Here is a 16,962-nt window from a genome sequence, read left to right as displayed (position 1 = left end):
AGCCCCGTCTCTCGCGGCCACGGAAGGTTCAGCGCACCGGGCCCGCAGCATCATCCCGTCGCGCTATCGATTGTTCCGCGCCTTGCCATCAACGAAAGCTATGGCAGGAGCAAGGCGGCATAATCGACCAGCATGACGTTCGACGAGGTGGCCGACGAGCTGTACGGGCTGGACCCGTCCGATTTCGTCGCCGCGCGCACCGACCGGCAGAAGCAGGCGCGTTCCGACGGCGACAAGGCCCTGGCCAAGCAGATCGGTGCGCTGCGCAAACCGACGATCGTCGGGTGGGTGCTGAATGTGACGGTGCGCGACGCGGACGACGATGTCGCAGATCTTCTCGACCTCGGGGAAGCCTTACGGGAAGCGCAGCAACATCTTTCGGGCGCCACCCTCCGCACGCTGACGAAGCAGCGGCAGCGCGCCGTGCGTGCGCTGGTGAACCGGGCCGCAGAGATCGCGGAGGATCGCGGTCACCCGATCGGCGAGGACGTCGTCCGCGAGGTCACCCAGAGCTTGAATGCGGCGCTGTCCGATGCGGACATCGCCGACGAGGTGCGGCGCGGCCGGATGTTGGGGGCCGCCGAGTACAGCGGCTTCGGCCCGATGGGGCTGGTGTCCGTCGACTCCGAACCCGCGAAAGAACCCGAACCCACGAAAGAACCGGAACCCGAACCCGACGACACCGCCGAACGGGAGAAGGAAGAGCAGCGAGCCCGCGCACAGGCGGAGCTGGACGACGCCGAGGCAGCGCTGCAGGACGCGACCGACGCCCTGGACAAGGCCGACCATCGCGTCGCCGAGCTGAAGGAGTCGGTCGACGCCCTCACCGAGCAACTCGAGAAGGCACGCGAGGACCTGGAGGCGGCGCAGGACGCGCGTTCCGAGGCGGCGTCGGAGAAGGACGCCTCGACCGCGAGGGTCCGGAACGCGACGAAGCGCCTCGATCGACTGTGATCGAGGCGCTTCGGCGGTGACTGGTCAGGCGCAGTTGCCCGCTGTGGGGACGTCGCGGAACCGTGCGTCGAGCCAGTTGGTGCCCGCGCCCAGTCCGATGAAGTCGGGCAAAACGTGGCCGAGCGCGAGTCCGGGGAGGAAGAACGGCAGCTGCTGAGTGTTCAGCTGGACGTTCGAGCCCTTCCCACACCAGGTGGCGGCCAGGTCGACGGCCTGGCCGTGCGGAACGATGTCGTCGCCCGTCCCGGTGTCGATGTAGACCGGCGTGGTGGGCGTGCGGTTACCGATCTTGTTCTCGGCCAGAACTGTCTGCGCCTCGGGAATCCGCTTGAGGTAGTCCGACAGTGACTCGCCGGTGGTGATCCACTCGTTGGTGCGGTGGAAGCCCACGGTGAGTGCACTTTCCACGACGCACTGATTCTCGAGTGCCGCCAGCGCAGCCTTGCCGGCCGGGTTGGTCGACGCGTCGATGATCGGGCCCAACTCGGGATTGGACCGGCGCAGACCGTTGAGGGTGTAGCCGATGACACCGGTGAGGATGGTGCCGTCGACCTGTGCCAGCGTCGCTGCCAGATCGGCAACGGGCGCACCGGCGTAGGTGCCCTTGATGTCCAGCTCCGGTGCGTACTCGGGAGCGAGCTCCACGGCTGCAGCCACGGCGCCGCCGCCCTGGGAGTAACCCCAGAGGCCCACCGGGGAGTCGGGTCCGACCTTGGTGTTGCCCAGCTGCTGCGCGGCGCGGGCCGCGTCGAGCACCGCGTGCGCTTCTGCGGCGCGGTTGACGTAGGTGTGCGCGCCCGGCGTGCCCAGTCCGTCGTAGTCGGTGATGACGACGCCGTAGCCGCGGGCCAGCAACGCGTAGGTGGAGAGCAGCTCGTACTCGACCATGAGTCCGAGCACCGGGGTGTAGGTGAGGACGTTGTTCAGCTGGTGCGACGGCGCGCACTGGTCACCCTGACCGTGCGTGCCGGGGGCGATGACGACCACGGGCCGGGGTCCCGGGCCCGTCCACTCGGCGAACGGATCGATGTAGGTGCCGGTCACCGCGACCGGAGCATCGTTCGCGTCCTGCGAGCGGTACATCAACCGCGTCGCACTGCCGGGGATCCCGCCCTGCGGCAGGGGCAGCGACAACGCCAGGTTGGACGGCCCGGTACGGATGAGGTCGCCGTCGTTGCCTGCCGGGAGGGGGCTGGGCGGGGTGTAGAAACCGGAGGCGGGGCCCGGAGGCTCCGCCATGGCGGTGGGCGTGCCGGCTCCGAGGAGTCCGACACACAGGGCGAGGCCGAGGCCCGCGATACGTGACTTACGCACTGACGTTGCATCCCATCGAGAACGGGGTCGACGGCAATGAGAGCGCCCACCCGGCGGAACAGATAGATGTGACCGTAAGTGATGCGCACCACTGAACGAAACCGCGTCCGGGGCCGTCACAGCATTCTGGGCCGCATCCATCCGACACACCCGGACCCTTGTGGTCGAGCACGATCGGCAACGGACCAATCGGACGCACTAGCCTTGGCGTATGAGTGATCCGGAAGATGCGGGCGTACCGACTCCACCCAAGCCGCCCAGGCCGTCCGTACGGGTCACCCCGTTGCGTGACCCCGTTCCCGACGAGCGGCCCCGTGCCGTCGACCTCGCAGTGGCGCTGTGGTCCCTGTGCCTCGTCGCCCTCGTCGCGACGGCCGCCCTCCTCGCGCTCGACTACCGCGGCCTTCGCGACCGCCTGACCGACGTGCTCACGGCCGAGACACCCGGAACGACGGCAGAGGACATCGACTCCACCGTCATGATCACGCTGATCGCGGGAGCCGCCGTCGCGGTCGTGGTGCTGCTGGTCGGACTGTCGGGCATCCTGCAGATCCGCGGACGACGCCCGTCCGGGCGCTCCACTCTGACCGTCACCGGTGTCGTCACCGCAGCGGGAGCCGTCGCGTTCTGGATCGCGGTGTCCGACGCCCTGGTCCAGCCGACCACCTGGGCGCCGTTCGTCGTGGCGGGACTGGCTGTGTTGGCTACCGCGCCGCTGTACGCCCCGGCCGTCGGAAAGTGGTTGTCCGCCGCACCGGCGCGACGCTGAGCGTCACATCCTGTCGAGCTCCGCGAGAATTCCCTCGGCGCTGCGCGCGGCGATCTCGCATGCACGCACGGTGAACCTGTCGAGCAACGGATGAGCGGCGCGTGAGCGCCAGGTGCGGACCGCGTCGAAGGCCGTCTTGCGCTGCAGTTCGACGGAGTCGTCCGGATCGAGGCCGAGGCGCGTGGCGGTGTCGATGCCACCGGAGCCGATCAACCGACCCAGCTCCGCCTTCTCCTGCTCGGGCAGCCGGACCTCGCGGGCACGCAGTTGACCCAGCAGCCGCAGTTCCCGAAACCCGTGCACGTCGGACAGGGTGTAGCCGACCTCGTCGATGATCGCCCGCGATCCCGAGGCCGGCGACGCCCGCAGCACACGCTCGAGCGCCACCAGTGCCGAGTGCGCCTTGAGCTGATCGGCGCGTTCCCCGAACTGCACGTCGATGATGTGCCGGAGTTCGTCGAGTCCGCTGCGCTCCACCAGTTCTCGCGCCAGCGAGGGCGAGTCGCGGGTTCCCATCCGGATCAGCGTGACGGCCATCCGGATGCCGAACAGACCGAAGCGGTCGACCAGACCGGCGCGCGTCTCGGCGTCGACCGGAAGGGGCATGTCCGGGCGGGCGAATCTGTCCGCGGACAGCATCGCGAGCTGCAGATCGTCCGGTGGTGCGTCCGCCAGCGCGACGAGAGCGGCGAACTCGCTCTGCCGCAACGTCCGTGCCCCCAGCGCGAGCAGTCCCGCGACCGGCACGACGGCCTGGCAGAGCCCCGTCTTCTCCAGCTCCACCGCGAAGCGCGAGGCCACTTCCTTGGCCGACATCATCGCGTCCATCCGGCCGGCACCGACCTCGTCGGCACGGGAGACGACACCGACGACGCCGAGAGGACCGGAGTCGCCACCGACGGCGTCGTTGATGCGCGTGAGGAACGACGTGTCCGACGAGCTCAACGTGCGTAGGAGGTACACGACGGCGTCCGCACCGGACGCGGCGTCGTCGGGAGTCAGCATCGCCAGTGTCCGCTCGGAGACGTCGCGGGACAGCGACGACGTACCCGGCGTGTCGATGATGGTGTTGCGCGCCAACGTTCGCGCCGGCCACTCCACATCGAGCCGGTCGACGCGGTCCGCGGTCAGGTCGCCGAAGTCGAACGACAACCGTCCTCCGCGGCGCAACACGGGAATGCTCATCGAGTGCTCACCGTCGTACCGGGCGGTCACCGACGGCGAGTTCCCCCGCCGGTACCACGTGACGACGCGGGTGCACTCGGTCGCGTCGGTGGGTGCGATGTCCTGGCCCACCAGAGCGTTGAGCAACGTGGACTTCCCCGCCTTCAGGGATCCGGCGAGGGCGACGCGCAGCGGTTCGTCCAGCCGATCGGCGCAGACGCGCAACGCATCCCGGACATCGGGCGAGTGCGCGTACTCCGCCTGGGCGGCGACGACGAGTTCACGGGCGCGGTCGAGGGTGACACTCACGACGCCGGTCCGATCTCGGCCGTCTTGTCCTGCGCTGCCGCCTCCACCGCTTCGGGATCGAGCCGCTGGGCCACCGACCGCAGGGAGGCGATCTTCTTCAACGTCTGCTCCAATTCCGCTGTGCGCGTGCTGCGTTCGGAAGTCGCCACACTCGCCGACTCCTGGGCGGCGCGCAACGAGTCGCTCACCGAGCGCATCGTCTGGTCCGCCATCTCCGTGAAGTGGTCACGCAGGAGTCGCTGCACCTGCCGCAACCGGTCCTTCGATTCCTTGCCCACCTGGAAGCTGACGTCGTCGGTGAACTTGCGGATGGCCACCTTGGCGTCGGCACGCCGTTTCAGGACGCGGGACTCCTTGTCGTCCTTGTACGCCTTGCTGCCCAACAGGACTCCGGCACCGAGGGAGATCGGGTTGAGCAGGGCCAGGCCCATCATCGTGGTGATGAGGCCGAACATCAGCACACCGCCGTAGGAGCCGCGCATGCCGACCAGCACCTTGGACGTGATGCCCATACGGCCTGATTCGAGGTCGCCCAGCGAGGTCACCGGGTCCATGACACCGTCGATGTCGGAGATGTTCACGGCGGGCAGATGGGCGTCGGCAGTCTCGGCGAAATGTCGGGCCACCGTCTCGGCCAACCACAGTGACCGCTCGTGCGCCCACACGAAGTTGTCCCCGACAGCCGAGGCGATCTGGTCCTCGAGCCACTCACCGATCTGCGGCCAGTCCTTGCCGGGGTCTCCCCCGTCGACGGCCTCCTCGGCCTCGCGGGTGATGACGCGCAGGCGATCACGCAGATCGTGGTCGATGTCGGACGCGAGGTCGGTGATGCCGTCGTTCAGCGTCTGCTGCCACTTGCTGCTGCGCTTCTGCATCTCCTCGGCGCTCGCCCGCGCACGCTGCAGACCCGCGACGGCCGCGGCAGCGGCCTCCGGGTCGCGCAACGCGGCGAGTTCACTGCCGAGCGAGAGGGCCAGATGCTCGGAGACGGAGCGGACGTCGAGCGCGACCGCCTTGCGCGTCAACACATCCGCACGCTGGACGACGCCGCGCAGGAAGTCGTACAACGCCGGGAACCCGGCTTCCTTGTCCAGCGACTCGTCCTTCAACCGCAGAGCGTGCGAGCGGAGCATCGACGAGATCGGCATCAGCGGAACGTCGACACCTTCGCGGGCGAGGTGTCCCCGGTCGGCGTCGACGATGCGTCGCCAATGCGGGTAGAGGTCGGTCTTGGTGATCAGGCACGCGACCGCGGGGCACAGGCTGACCACCTGGCGCAGGAAGGCGACCTCGGGTTCGGTGAACTCCTGACTCGAATCGGACAGGACCAGAACGGCGTCCGCCGACGTGACCAGTCCGAGAGTGCTGTTGGCATGGGGATTGCCGTGTCCGCCGACGCCGGGGGTGTCGATGACGACGAGCCCGTCCTTCAGCAGCGGACTCGGAACCGAGATCTCGAGGCGGAGGATCTCGCGTCCCTCGGCGCGGGGATCGGCAGGCGTGACGGCGTGGATGTCGGCCATCGGCACCTCGATCCGGACGGGGTCCGAGCCGATCTCGGCGATCACCAGCTCGGCGCGCTCCGTCTCCGCGTAGGCGACCATCGTGGGGACGGCCGTCGTCTCGTCGTCGCCGACGGAGCAGACGTCGAGCCCCAGCAGCGAATTCACGAACTGGCTCTTGCCCTGTTTCAACGGTCCCACGACGACAATGCGCAGACGGGGATCGAGCACGCGCTCACGGGCCGCGGACAGTCGATCCACCAGGTCCCGACGCCCCGACGTACTCGCGATCTCGCCCATGCGCGAGAGCAGTTCCGCCAGTTGTCCTGCCTGTGTCGCGAGCGAGGGCGACGGTGCGGCCTGTGACGCAGGCTGAGCGGTGTTCTGCATGTGGTCCCGATCTGTGTGCGGTAGCAGCGGTCGAGCGAATGACGCGAACAGTAGTGAGAGATCACCAACACGGTAAGCGCCGACGACCCCGTACGCATAAGCGCGTACGGGGTCGTCGGTGTTACATCACACCGCTGCGTCGAGGCAGCGGGGCGTGTCGATCAGTTGTCCTGGCCGAAGTCCAGCACGTTGTCGACGGCGGAGTCGGCCTCGGGGGCCTCGTCCGCGCCACCCAGTCCGCCACCGAGCGTGTCGGTCAGACCGCCGGTGAGTCCGTCGGTCACACCGGACACCGTGCCGGTGAGGCCGTCGGAGACGTCGCCCGCCGCGGCGGCCGGGCCGTCGAACGCACTCTCGGCGTCGACGTCCTGCCACGAGGTGGCCTCGCCGGCGATGTCTCCGCCGAGTCCACCGTCCGTCGTGACAGCTCCCAGTGCGTCTCCGGTGACGTCGGCGACGGCACCGAGGCCGAGGCCGTCGGACGCTCCGGCGACACCGCCCAGAACGGCGTCGGTCGAGTTCTGGAACTGGCCGACCGCGTCGGCGGTGGCGTCGACGCCGCCCTCGAGTGCGCCGGTGAACTCGGAGGTGTTGTCCAGTCCGCCGGTGAACTCACCGTCGGGCGAGATCTCGAAGCCACCGAAGACTCCGCCGGTGCCCTCTGCCATGCCGGTCAGGCCGCCGGAGAGCTCGGATCCGAGCTGAGCGCCGCCCTGTGCGACGTTCGACAGGCCCAGTCCCAGCCCGGTGGCCAGGCCACCGCCCAAGTTGGCGACAGCACCCGCGACGGCGTCGGGGTCGGTGACCGCTCCGCCGACTCCGGTGAGCGTGCCGTCGAGGCCACCGGCCACGGCACCGGCCGCACCGAGTCCGCCGGTGAGGGTGGTCAGGGCGCTGAGTCCACCCTCGAGGCCGGTGTTCGCGTCCAGCAGTCCGCTGATCGGCAGGCCGTCGGCGGACAGTTCCCCGCCGGCCGCCAGTGCGGTGTCGAAGGCCGCGTCGAGCATCGTGGTCAAGTCACCCGTGGCGCCGAGTGCGGTGCCCAGTCCGGCCACCGGATCGGCTCCGCCGGTCACGTCGAGCAGTGCACCGAGTGCGGTACCCAGCTCGGCTCCCGCGGTGCCGCCGACTCCGAATGCGGCACCCAGCGTGGCGGGCAGGTCGCCCAGTGCTGCGGTGTCGAGGCCGCCGGTCAGGCCCAGCGCCGTGTTCAGCGCGGTGCCGAATCCGCCGACCAGGTCGGTGTCGAGGTCGAGGACTCCTCCGACGTTCAGGGCATCACCCAGGGCGGCGGAGACGATGCCGCCCAGGTCGCCGGCCAGCAGACCGTCCGCGTCGAGATCGGCGAGGACGGTTCCGCCCAGGACGGTTCCGAGAGCGCCACCCAGGCCTGCTGCGGCTGCGCCACCCAGTCCGAGTGCCGCCGCCAGGCCGGTGCCGAGGTCGAGGTCCGTGTCGGGCAGGCCGACGCCGGTGACGAGTCCGAGGCCGGTCGACAGGGCGCCACCGAGCAAGCCCGCGAGGTCGGCGTCCAGATCCAGATCGGGTGCTGCGCCGAGCACTGCGGCGAGTGCAGCGTCGACGTCGAGCCCGCCGGCCAGCAGTGCGCCCAGCTGAGCCTGCAGGTCGGCCGTCAACGAACCACCCAGAGCGGCACCGAGGGTGGCACCGATGGTCGCAGCGACGTCGCCACCCGCGGCGAGTGCGCCACCGAGAGCTGCGCCGACGGTGCCGGCGATGTCGGCGGAGAGGAGTCCGTCGAGGTCGAGCGCGCCGCCCAGGCCGAGGGCCGTGTTCAGCGCTCCGGCCAGAGTCGCTGCACCCTCGCCGGTGATGCCGAGTGCGCCCGCGATGGCGGCACCCAGATCGGCGCCCGCCGTCAGATCGGTGACTCCGGAGAGGACACCGCCGAGGGCGAGACCCAGGTTGCCGGCAGCCTCGCCGCCGAGTCCCAGGGCCACACCGAGTGCGGTGGACAGCTGAGCTGCGATGTCGCCGCCCAGCAGAGCCTGCAGATCGCCGGTGAGCAGTCCGCCGGCGCCGAGCACCGCGCCGAGTGAACCGGCGAGCCCGCCCACGAGGTCGAGATCGAGCAGACCACCGAGGTCCGCCACACCGCCCAGGTCGACGAGGCCACCGAGTCCGAGGGCGCCGCCGAGGACGGTCGTCAGAGCGGCGTCGAGGTCGATTCCGCCGCCGAGCAATCCGGCCAGCTGTGCACCGAGATCACCCGAGAGGACGGTTCCGAAGACGCCGCCCAGGGCAGCGCCGACGTTGGCGGCCAGCGGGCCACCGGCCGAGAGTGCGGCGCTGAGCGCTGCACCGAGAGTGGCGGCGACATCGGCGTCGGCACCGAGGATCGCGGTCAGGTCGAGGCCTCCGGCTGCTCCGAGCAGTGCGTCGAGAGCACCGGACAGAGTCGCTGCCGCGCCGCCGCTGACACCGAGTGCTGCGGCGAGGACGGCACCGAGGTCGGCGCCCGCGGACAGGTCGGTGACGGCTCCGACGAGCCCACCGAGGGCAAGTCCGAGGTTGCCGCCCAGCTCTCCGCCGAGTCCCAGGGCCCCGGCGAGCGCGGTGGACAGCACGGCCGTCAGGTCGCCGCCGAGGAGAGCGGTGAGGTCGACGTCCGCGAGACCGCCGACGCCCAGAGCGGCAGCAAGGGTGGTTCCGAGCGTGCCGACCAGGCCGGCGGCGACGTCGGCACCGATGCCGAACACGCCGTCGAGATCGAGTGCACCGCCCAGGACTGCCGTCAGTGCGGCGCCGAGGTCTGCGCCTCCTGCCAGCAGGCCGGTCAGCTGTGCACCGAGATCGGCGCCCAGCACCGCGGCCAGGGTGGTTCCGAGTGTGGCGCCGAGTCCGGCGGCGAGCTCTCCGCCGAGTCCGAGTGCCGCGGACAGTGCGGCCGTGACGTCCGCGCCGCCTGCGACACCGAGCACGGCGTCCAGGGCAGCAGCAAGCTGAGCGGTGATTCCGCCGGTCAGGTCACCGTCGAGGCCGAGTGCGGCCGTGAGGGCTGCGGCCAGGTCGGCGCCGAGGACACCGTTCAGGTCGAGACCGCCGGTGATGGTGCCGAGGACGCCGCCGAGGGCGAGACCGAGGTTCGCGGCCACGTCGCCGCCGGCTGCGAGGGCGGTGGCGAGCGCCGCGGACAGCTGTGCGGCGAGGCCGCCGGTCAGCAGACCCGCGAGGTCGGCGTCGAGGAGTCCGCCGGCGCCGAGGACGGCGGCGAGCGAAGTTCCCAGCGTGGCGACGAGGTCGGCTCCGAGGCCGACGACTCCGTCGAGTCCGAGGACGCCGGTCAGGTCGAGTGCACCGCCGAGGATGGTGGTCAGGCCGGCACCGAGGTCCAGGCCACCGGCGAGCAGGCCGACGAGCTGTGCGCCGAGGTCGGCCGACAGGACGCCGCCCAGCACTGCACCGAGGGTGGCGCCGAGGTTGGCGGCGACTGCTCCGCCGGCGGCGAGTGCGCCGGACAGTGCGGCGCCGAGGGTGGCGGCCAGGTTCGCGCCACCGAGGATGTCGAGGTCGCCGAGCAGATCCAGATCGCCCGCCAGTCCGAGGACGCCCTGGAGTGCAGCGCCGAGCTGTGCGGTCAGGCCGGCGGCGAGTCCGCCCGTGAGACCGGCGCCGACACCGAGTGCACCGGTGAGCGCAGCGGCGAGAGTGGCTCCGAGGCCGGCGACGGCGTCGATGTCCAGGCCGCCCGCGACGTCGACGAGTCCGGCGAGCACGCCGCCGAGGGCGAGGCCGAGGTCACCGGCGAGGTCGCCGCCTGCTGCGATCGCTCCGGACAGTGCCGCGGCGAGCTGGGCGCCGAGGCCTGCGCCCAGGAGTGCGGTCAGATCAGCGCCGAGCAGGCCGCCCGCGCCGAGGAGTGCTTCGAGTGATCCACCGAGGGTGGCGAGGACGCCGGCGCCGAGGCCCAGCGCGCCGTCCACATCCAGCAGAGCGGCGACGTCGAGCAGGCCGCCGAGGCCGAGTGCGCCGTCGAAGATGGTGGCCAGAGCGGCGCCGAGGTCGATCTCACCTGCGAGCAGACCGATGAGCTGTGCGCCGAGATCGGCGCCCAGCACTCCGCCGAGCACAGCGCCGAAGGCTGCGCCGAGGGTGCCCGCGACGGTGCCGCCGGCGACGAGAACGCCGCTGAGGGCGGCGGACAGGGTTGCTCCGAGAGCCGCGGCGATGTCCGCGTTGCTCGCGAGCAGCGCGGCGAGATCGAGGTCACCGGCCAGTGCGAGAACTCCGTCGAGTGCAGCGCCGAGCTGCGCGCCGAGTCCGGCACCGAGGCCGAGGGCTCCGGCGAGAGTGGCACCGAGGGTTCCTCCGACGCCGAGGAGGGCGTCGAGATCGAGGGCGCCGGTCGCGCCGGTGACAGCTCCGAGGAGCAGTCCGAGGGATGCACCGAACTCACCGGCGATGTCGCCGCCGGCTGCGAGTGCGGCACCGAGAGCTGCGGAGAGTTCGCCGGTCAACGTGCCCGCCAGAGCGGCGACGACGCTGGTGTCCAGCAGAGCGGTGAGAGTCGCACCGAGGCCGCCGGCCACGTCGACGACGGCTCCGAGAGCGCCGCTGAGTGCTGCCGTGACGTCGGCGGTCGCGCCGAGTGCGCCGGTCAGAACCGTGCTGATAGAGCCTGCGACACCGAGTCCTGCGGTGAGGGCTGCGGCGAGGTCGGCACCGATGGAACCACCCGTGGTGATGGCGGCACCGAGAACGCCGCCCAGTGTCGCTCCGACGTTGGCGCCGAGAACGCCGCCGACAGCGAGTGCGTTGGAGAGGACGCCGGACAGTCCGACGACGGCGTCGAGATCGAGGCCGCCGGCGACACCGAGCACGGCGTCGAGCGCTGCGGCGAGCTGTGCACCGACACCGGCGCTCAGGCCCAGCGCCGCGGTGAGGGCACCGGCGATGGTGGCACCGAGCTCGACGATGGCGTCGAGGTCGAGGACGCCGCCGAGTGCGAGGACTGCGTCGAGTGCCGCACCCAGTGCCGCGCCGAACTCTGCTGCGAGGTCGCCGCCGATCGACAGGCCGTTGGCCAGGACGAGCGCGAGGACGGTGGTGAACTGGCCTGCGATGTCGAGATCGCCCAGGTCGATGAGGCTCAGGTCGAGTCCGCCGAGCAGATCGATGTCGCCGATGCCGCCGAGGTCGAGGGAAGCGAGGTTCAGACCGCTGAGATCGAGCGAGGCCAGGTTCAGGCCGCTCAGGTCCAGATCACCGAGGTTCAGGTTGCCGATGTTGCCGATGCTCCCGATGGCCAGTCCGCCACCGATCAGGGTCGGGCTGAAGTTGAAACCACCGACGTTGAACCCACCGAAGTTGTTGCCACCGAAGTTGTTGTTGCTGAAATTGCCGTTGTTGTTGTTGTTCCCGACGTTGTTGACGCCGCCGAACGTGACGTTGTTGCCGCCGAAGGTCGCGTTGTTCCCGCCGAACACGGTGCTGTTGTTCACGCCGCCCACGGTGACGGTGCTGTAGTTGTTGCCGGCGTTCACGATGGAGGCCAGGCGCGATCCACCCGCGAACAGTCCGGACTCGGCGACCATCGGTGCGACGGCGACGATGTCGGAGTGGCACACGTCCGGCAGGCCGGCAGCGTTCAGGGATGCCTGCGGGTTGGCGCAGTAGGCAGCGGCGGCTTTGTCGTCGCGGAGAAGGCTGAGGATGAAGTCGAGAACGGCGTTGGTGGCCATCGTGAATCTCCTGTGTGTTCGGGGTTAGCTGGTGAGCCGGCGATCAAGCCGACGGGTGCGGCTCGTTGTCACCAAAACTAGGGCGATCCGTGACTTCTCCCAACGGGGCACAGCCCCCTTCCTCCACCCCGGGGTTCGCACCCGGACATTTCGGGGGAACTAGGGGGCATAGGGGATCGTCCCGCTCTAGAGTTGTGAGGAGTAACGAATCGGCCCCTCGCGACGACGTCATGCGTGGACGGCACTCTCGCACCCGGGAGAACGCGGTCCGACACACCGGTAAAAGCAGTGGAAACGGAGTCGGCGTCATGGCTGCAGGTCTGGGAATCGAAGTCGGGTCGAGTAGTTCGACCGCCGTGGTCGTCGACGGGCCGGGACGGCTGGACGACGCGATCACCGTCGTGCGATCGACCGCACTGTCCGTCGCGCCCGACCGTGCACCCGCGCTCGCCGCGCCGGGAACGGTCGACAGTTCGTTCCTCACCGGATACGCCGGACGCGTCGGCGATCCGGTTGCGTTGGTGACCGACGACGGCCGCAGTTACACCGGCGACGAGCTGTACGCGACGACGCTCGAATGCCTCGTCGACGAGGCCCGCGCTGCCGGTGCGGCCGAGAACTCCGCCATTGTCGTCACCTATCCGACGGCATGGCCCGAGTACACGGTCGACCGTCTCCGCAACGCCGCCGCGCGCCACGGACTGACCGACGTCACCTTCGTTCCCGACGCCCTCGCAGCCACGGCCTGGATGCAGCAGACCTCCGACGCCGTCGACGACGGCATCGTCCTGGTCGCCGACCTGGGCGGCAGCGCCCTCACCGTGTCGGTCGTCCGCACCGGCGCCGAGTCGGCGATCCTCGGACGCGGCGCACGCACCGAGGACGTCAGCGGCGCCCACATCGACCAGATCGTGCTGGCGCACGTCCTCGACAACATCGACTCCTCGTCGATGGACCCCTTCGAACCCGCCACGGTCGACGCACTCACCGCGTTGCGGGCGCAGTGCGCGATCGCCAAAGAAGCGTTGTCCTCCGACACCGAGACCGTGGTCCCGGTTCACCTGCCCGGCATCGATACCGACGTCCGGTTGGTCCGCTCCGAGATCGAGGAACTGCTGCGCGAGACGTTCGACGACGTCACCCGCGTCGTCGGTGATGCCCTACGCACCGCGGGTGTCGACCCGGAGTCGGTGGACCGTGTCCTCCTCGTCGGCGGCGGTGCCGCCATCCCGATGCTGACCGAGACCGTCTCCTCCGCACTGCGCAAGCCCGTCACCGTCGGGGCCAACCCGGCGGCGACGTCCGCGTCCGGCGCGGCTCTGCTCGCCGCCGAGGTCGCCTCGACATCCGCCGAACTGGACCGGGTGGGAGCGGGCGCCGCTGTCGTCGGCGCCGCAGCACTGGACGACGACGATGACACCGAACTCATCCCGCCGGTCACCGAGCGCCCCGCGTCGGCACGGACCAGCACGCCGGCGCCGGTGTCCCGCACGTCGTCGCACGCCAAGCCGGGCCCGTCCCGAGGCAAACGCATGGCCGTCATCGGCGGTGTCGCCGCGGCGATCGCTCTTCTCGCGGCGGGCGGTCTCGCCGCCGGCACCGGACTGGTCGGGGGCACGTCCGAGGACACCACCCCGGCCGGGACCAGCGCCGTGCAGCCCGCTGCCTCCGACGGCTCGGTAGCCCCGACGACCACCACGGTCGCCGGCGTCGATCCGGTCACCGGTCGCCCGCTCACCACCGGTGCGGCCGGAGCCTCCACGACCGGGGCTGCCGCCGTTCCCGGTGCTCCCGGTGCGGCGTCCCCCACGGCCGGAGCTCCCGCACCCGGAGCAGCCACGGTCCCCGGCGCCGCTCCCAATGCGAACGTTCCGAGTGCTCAGGTGCCGAGCGTGCAGGCGCCGTCCGTGCCCGCCTACACGCCCCCCGCATACACGCCCCCGGCCTACACGCCGCCGCCTCTCCCCGCGAATCCGCTGCCGGGCGTCGTCGGTGGAGTCACCGACGGCCTCGGTAACGTCGTCGGCGGTCTCGGGAACACGGCCGGCGGCGTCGTCGGAGGTGTCGGGAACGGACTCGGCGGGGCTCTCGGCGGACTCACCGGCCAGTGACCTCGCTCGACGAGCGGACTGCCCTGGAGACACTGCTGTCCTCGCGTGATCACACCGCTCTGGCGGTTCTGACTCTCGCGTCGGTAGGGCTGTCACCGGATCCGTACCTCGTCGCGGATGTCGCCTCCACCCCGCTTCCCGACGCGTCCGCCGCGGTCGAACGAGCATGGGGCTGCGGCGTCTTGAGCGAGACCGGCGTCCTGTCGGACTCCTCTCGTGAGGCCTTGCGTACCGTGATGGGCGAGCACGGCATGTTCGGTGTGCTGCGTCGATTGATCCGCGTGCAGGTCGAGCAGGGCGGCCCGACGGCGGAGCTGGCGGTGGCCGTCGCCACGGCCGGTGTCCGCGATCCACTGCTGGCGGAGCATCTGGTCTCGGCCGCGTCGACGGCGGATCATGCTGCGGCGCGCGCACTCTGGGACGCGGCTGTCTCGGCCGGCGCGCAGGGCGACGCCGTGGCCGTCGCATCGGCCGAGGCGTGCGTCGCCGACGGGGACCTCGATGCCGCCGCGCTCGCCGTGGATTCGGTGTTGAGTTCGGAGACGGCGTCGGTGCGCGATCTGCGCGCCGCGGTGAGGATCGCGGCGACCGTCGCGATGATGCGCGGCACCGCCTCTCACGCCGCGGACCTCTACCGGTGGCTCGGCCCCGAACGCGTCGGGCCGGACGCGTCCCACGCCGTCACCTCGCTTCTCGCCGTCGGTGACGTGTCCTGCGCCGTCGCCCTGTCGGCCAGTACGAGGCCCACCGCGGTGAGTTCTGCCCCGCCGACCACCGCGAACGCCCGATCTGGTCTCGTCGCCCGCGGACTGTTGGACTCGGTGCGCGACTCGTCCACCGCCGCCATGGGGTCGTTGCTCCGGGCGTCGTCTATGTCGGACACGGCCATGGGCTCACGCGCCGAGCCGGAGCACCCGTCGGCGATCGCTGCACTGCTCGCGTTGCACACGGGCGATCCGGGCACCGCAAGAGCTGTTCTGTCCGAGATGATCTCCGCGTGCGGGGAGTCGACACGCAGCCGACTATTGATTGCGTGGACGGCCCTGGCGTCGGGCGATACCGCCACGGACCACACGAGCGATCTGGATCCGGCCGACCTGTCCCAGCGGGATGTCCTGTCCTACTACGCTCTTCGTGTCGCGACGGCACGCCGCCGCGGCGACACGGGCGCGCTGATGACGGCATGGCAGGACGCGCGACGTACCGTCGCCGAAGCGGAACCCGACCTGTTCTCGTTGATTCCGCTCGGCGAACTGTGGCTTGCTGCAGTGCGTCTGGGGGACACCGATCGCATCTCCCACTCCGTCGCGTCGGCCACCGCACTCGTCGCATCGCTCGGGGAGCCGCCGACGTGGGCGGCGACCTGGCACTGGTACGGCATCCAGGCCGCCATTCTCGGCGGCACTCCGGCAGACCTGCTCCCCCACGCCCGCTCCCTCGGGTCGTTCTCCGACCGCAGTCCCTACGCCGCGGCGCTGGCGGCGGCGGGCAAGGCGTGGCTCCGCGTCCTGCAGGGCGAGCCGGATATGACCGAAGTCGAATCGTGTGCGCGGACCATCGCCAAGTTCGGACACTCCTGGGATGCCGCACGCCTGGCCAGCGATGCCGCCCTCCGCGTCGCGGACACCAAGGACGCGACCTCGCTGCTCCAGATCGCCCGTGACATGGGCAGCACGGCGGCCGCGTCCGAGCCTGCCGATCAGGGCGCAACCGTGGCGGGCGCGTTGACCGACCGCGAGGCGGAGGTCGCGCATCACCTCGTCCTGGGACTGACCTACCGGGAGATCGGCGCGCAGATGTACATTTCGGCCAAGACGGTCGAACACCACGTCGCGCGCATCCGGCGGCGCCTGGGTGCGCAGTCACGTTCACAGATGTTGTCGATGCTCCGTGCAGCCGGATACGCGGAGAGCAAGGAACGCCAGGACCGATCATGAGTACCGAGAACCGGCCGCAGTCGGACCGATCCGTCGGTCTGCACGTGACCGATCTGCATTCCACCGCTGTGGTCGTCGCGACCGGCTCGGGAGAACTGGTGCGGGTTCCGGTCGTCCACGACACCGTCCTGTACCTGCGCCCCGACGGCACGTCGACGCTGCGTCGGCCGGAGACCATGAGCACCGATATCGACGTCGTCGACAGGTTCGTCACCCATGTCGGCGATCCGGCCGGCGTCGTCTCGGCCCGCGGCGTACCGATGCGTGCCGAGGATCTGATGGCCACCGCGATGTTCTTGCTGCTCACGGACGTGTCCGACGCCGGTGAGGACGTCACCGGCATCACCGCCGGCGCCACCCACCCCCGCGACTGGTCCTCGGACCGTGTCGACGCGCTACGGGAATCTCTCGACTTCCTCGGACTGCGGCAGGTGTCGCTGCACCCCGAGTCGACGAGCGCATCCGCGACGCTCGGACATGCCGACTCCCGCCTCGCCTCCGCCGTCGTGGCCGCGCGTGCTGCGACAGGGGTGCCGGCCGCGCCGACGGACGCCGGTGTGCCCGCCCGGAAACATCGACGACTGGCCTTCGCGATCGCCGGCATGGGCATCCTGGCTGCGATCCTCGTCCTGGCAGCGGGCGTGACGTATCTGATGTCGGGTCGCACGACCACGACGGCGGTGCCCGTCGTGGAAAACGCCACCACGACGCAGACCACCACGACGACGCGGGCGGCCCCGTCGTCGAGCATCGGATTCCCGACGGTGGTGCCGGGTGTACCGGCGCCCGCCGTACCCACCCGCGCCCCCG

Annotated in this window: 8 protein-coding genes and 1 pseudogene; 5 read left to right on the top strand and 4 right to left on the bottom strand. The window is 70.6% G+C overall.

The window, feature by feature from the left end:
* Positions 1-132 precede the first annotated feature (132 nt).
* Positions 133-954, top strand: coding sequence for a hypothetical protein (locus tag RU01_RS09455; protein ID WP_042574300.1), 822 nt, complete (start codon positions 133-135; stop codon positions 952-954).
* A 24-nt stretch (positions 955-978) separates the two neighbouring features.
* Here the strand turns inward: RU01_RS09455 and RU01_RS09450 are convergent, their stop codons facing one another.
* Positions 979-2,193: a lipase family protein gene (locus tag RU01_RS09450; protein ID WP_082043030.1), complete on the bottom strand. Its 1,215-nt coding sequence runs from the start codon at positions 2,191-2,193 to the stop codon at positions 979-981.
* Between the two features lie 286 nt (positions 2,194-2,479).
* Between RU01_RS09450 and RU01_RS09445 the strand changes: the two genes are divergently transcribed.
* Positions 2,480-3,037, top strand: coding sequence for a hypothetical protein (locus tag RU01_RS09445; protein WP_042574298.1), 558 nt, complete (start codon positions 2,480-2,482; stop codon positions 3,035-3,037).
* A gap of 3 nt (positions 3,038-3,040) precedes the next feature.
* On the opposite strand, the gene RU01_RS09440 is transcribed toward RU01_RS09445, so the two are convergent.
* The 3 genes from RU01_RS09440 to RU01_RS23335 form a co-directional block, all read right to left on the bottom strand.
* Entirely contained in the window at positions 3,041-4,510 is a 1,470-nt protein-coding gene (locus RU01_RS09440; protein ID WP_042574297.1) for a dynamin family protein, read from the bottom strand.
* Positions 4,507-6,402, bottom strand: a complete 1,896-nt coding sequence (locus tag RU01_RS09435) for a dynamin family protein (RefSeq protein ID WP_042574296.1) — start codon at positions 6,400-6,402, stop codon at positions 4,507-4,509. The genes RU01_RS09440 and RU01_RS09435 overlap by 4 nt, the downstream gene beginning before the upstream one ends.
* 161 nt (positions 6,403-6,563) lie before the next feature.
* Positions 6,564-12,104, bottom strand: a complete 5,541-nt coding sequence (locus RU01_RS23335) for an IniB N-terminal domain-containing protein (RefSeq protein WP_052493200.1) — start codon at positions 12,102-12,104, stop codon at positions 6,564-6,566.
* Positions 12,105-12,412: 308 nt separating this feature from the next.
* On the opposite strand from RU01_RS23335, the gene RU01_RS09420 reads away from it, so the two are divergent.
* The 3 genes and pseudogenes from RU01_RS09420 to RU01_RS09410 all read left to right on the top strand — a co-directional run.
* Complete coding sequence (locus RU01_RS09420; RefSeq protein WP_042574295.1) at positions 12,413-14,215, top strand: Hsp70 family protein; 1,803 nt, start codon at positions 12,413-12,415, stop codon at positions 14,213-14,215.
* Positions 14,212-16,152: a LuxR C-terminal-related transcriptional regulator gene (locus tag RU01_RS09415; RefSeq protein ID WP_052493199.1), complete on the top strand. Its 1,941-nt coding sequence runs from the start codon at positions 14,212-14,214 to the stop codon at positions 16,150-16,152. Before RU01_RS09420 ends, RU01_RS09415 begins: the two co-directional genes overlap by 4 nt.
* Positions 16,149-16,962: pseudogene (locus RU01_RS09410) on the top strand (hypothetical protein); the annotation flags it as partial. The gene RU01_RS09415 and the pseudogene RU01_RS09410, both read left to right, overlap by 4 nt.

The organism is Rhodococcus sp. MEB064 (genome assembly GCF_000834565.1).
GTDB lineage: Bacteria > Actinomycetota > Actinomycetes > Mycobacteriales > Mycobacteriaceae > Rhodococcoides.
Note: the sequence above shows the minus strand (reverse complement) of the source record. Positions and strands in the feature narration are given on the sequence as shown.

Coding starts and splice junctions, on each gene's coding strand:
- RU01_RS09455 (WP_042574300.1), top strand. CDS start 133: ATGACGTTCGACGAGGTGGCCGACGAGCTGTACGGGCTGGACCCGTCC.
- RU01_RS09435 (WP_042574296.1), bottom strand. CDS start 6,402: ATGCAGAACACCGCTCAGCCTGCGTCACAGGCCGCACCGTCGCCCTCG.
- RU01_RS09445 (WP_042574298.1), top strand. CDS start 2,480: ATGAGTGATCCGGAAGATGCGGGCGTACCGACTCCACCCAAGCCGCCC.
- RU01_RS23335 (WP_052493200.1), bottom strand. CDS start 12,104: ATGGCCACCAACGCCGTTCTCGACTTCATCCTCAGCCTTCTCCGCGAC.
- RU01_RS09420 (WP_042574295.1), top strand. CDS start 12,413: ATGGCTGCAGGTCTGGGAATCGAAGTCGGGTCGAGTAGTTCGACCGCC.
- RU01_RS09450 (WP_082043030.1), bottom strand. CDS start 2,193: ATGGCGGAGCCTCCGGGCCCCGCCTCCGGTTTCTACACCCCGCCCAGC.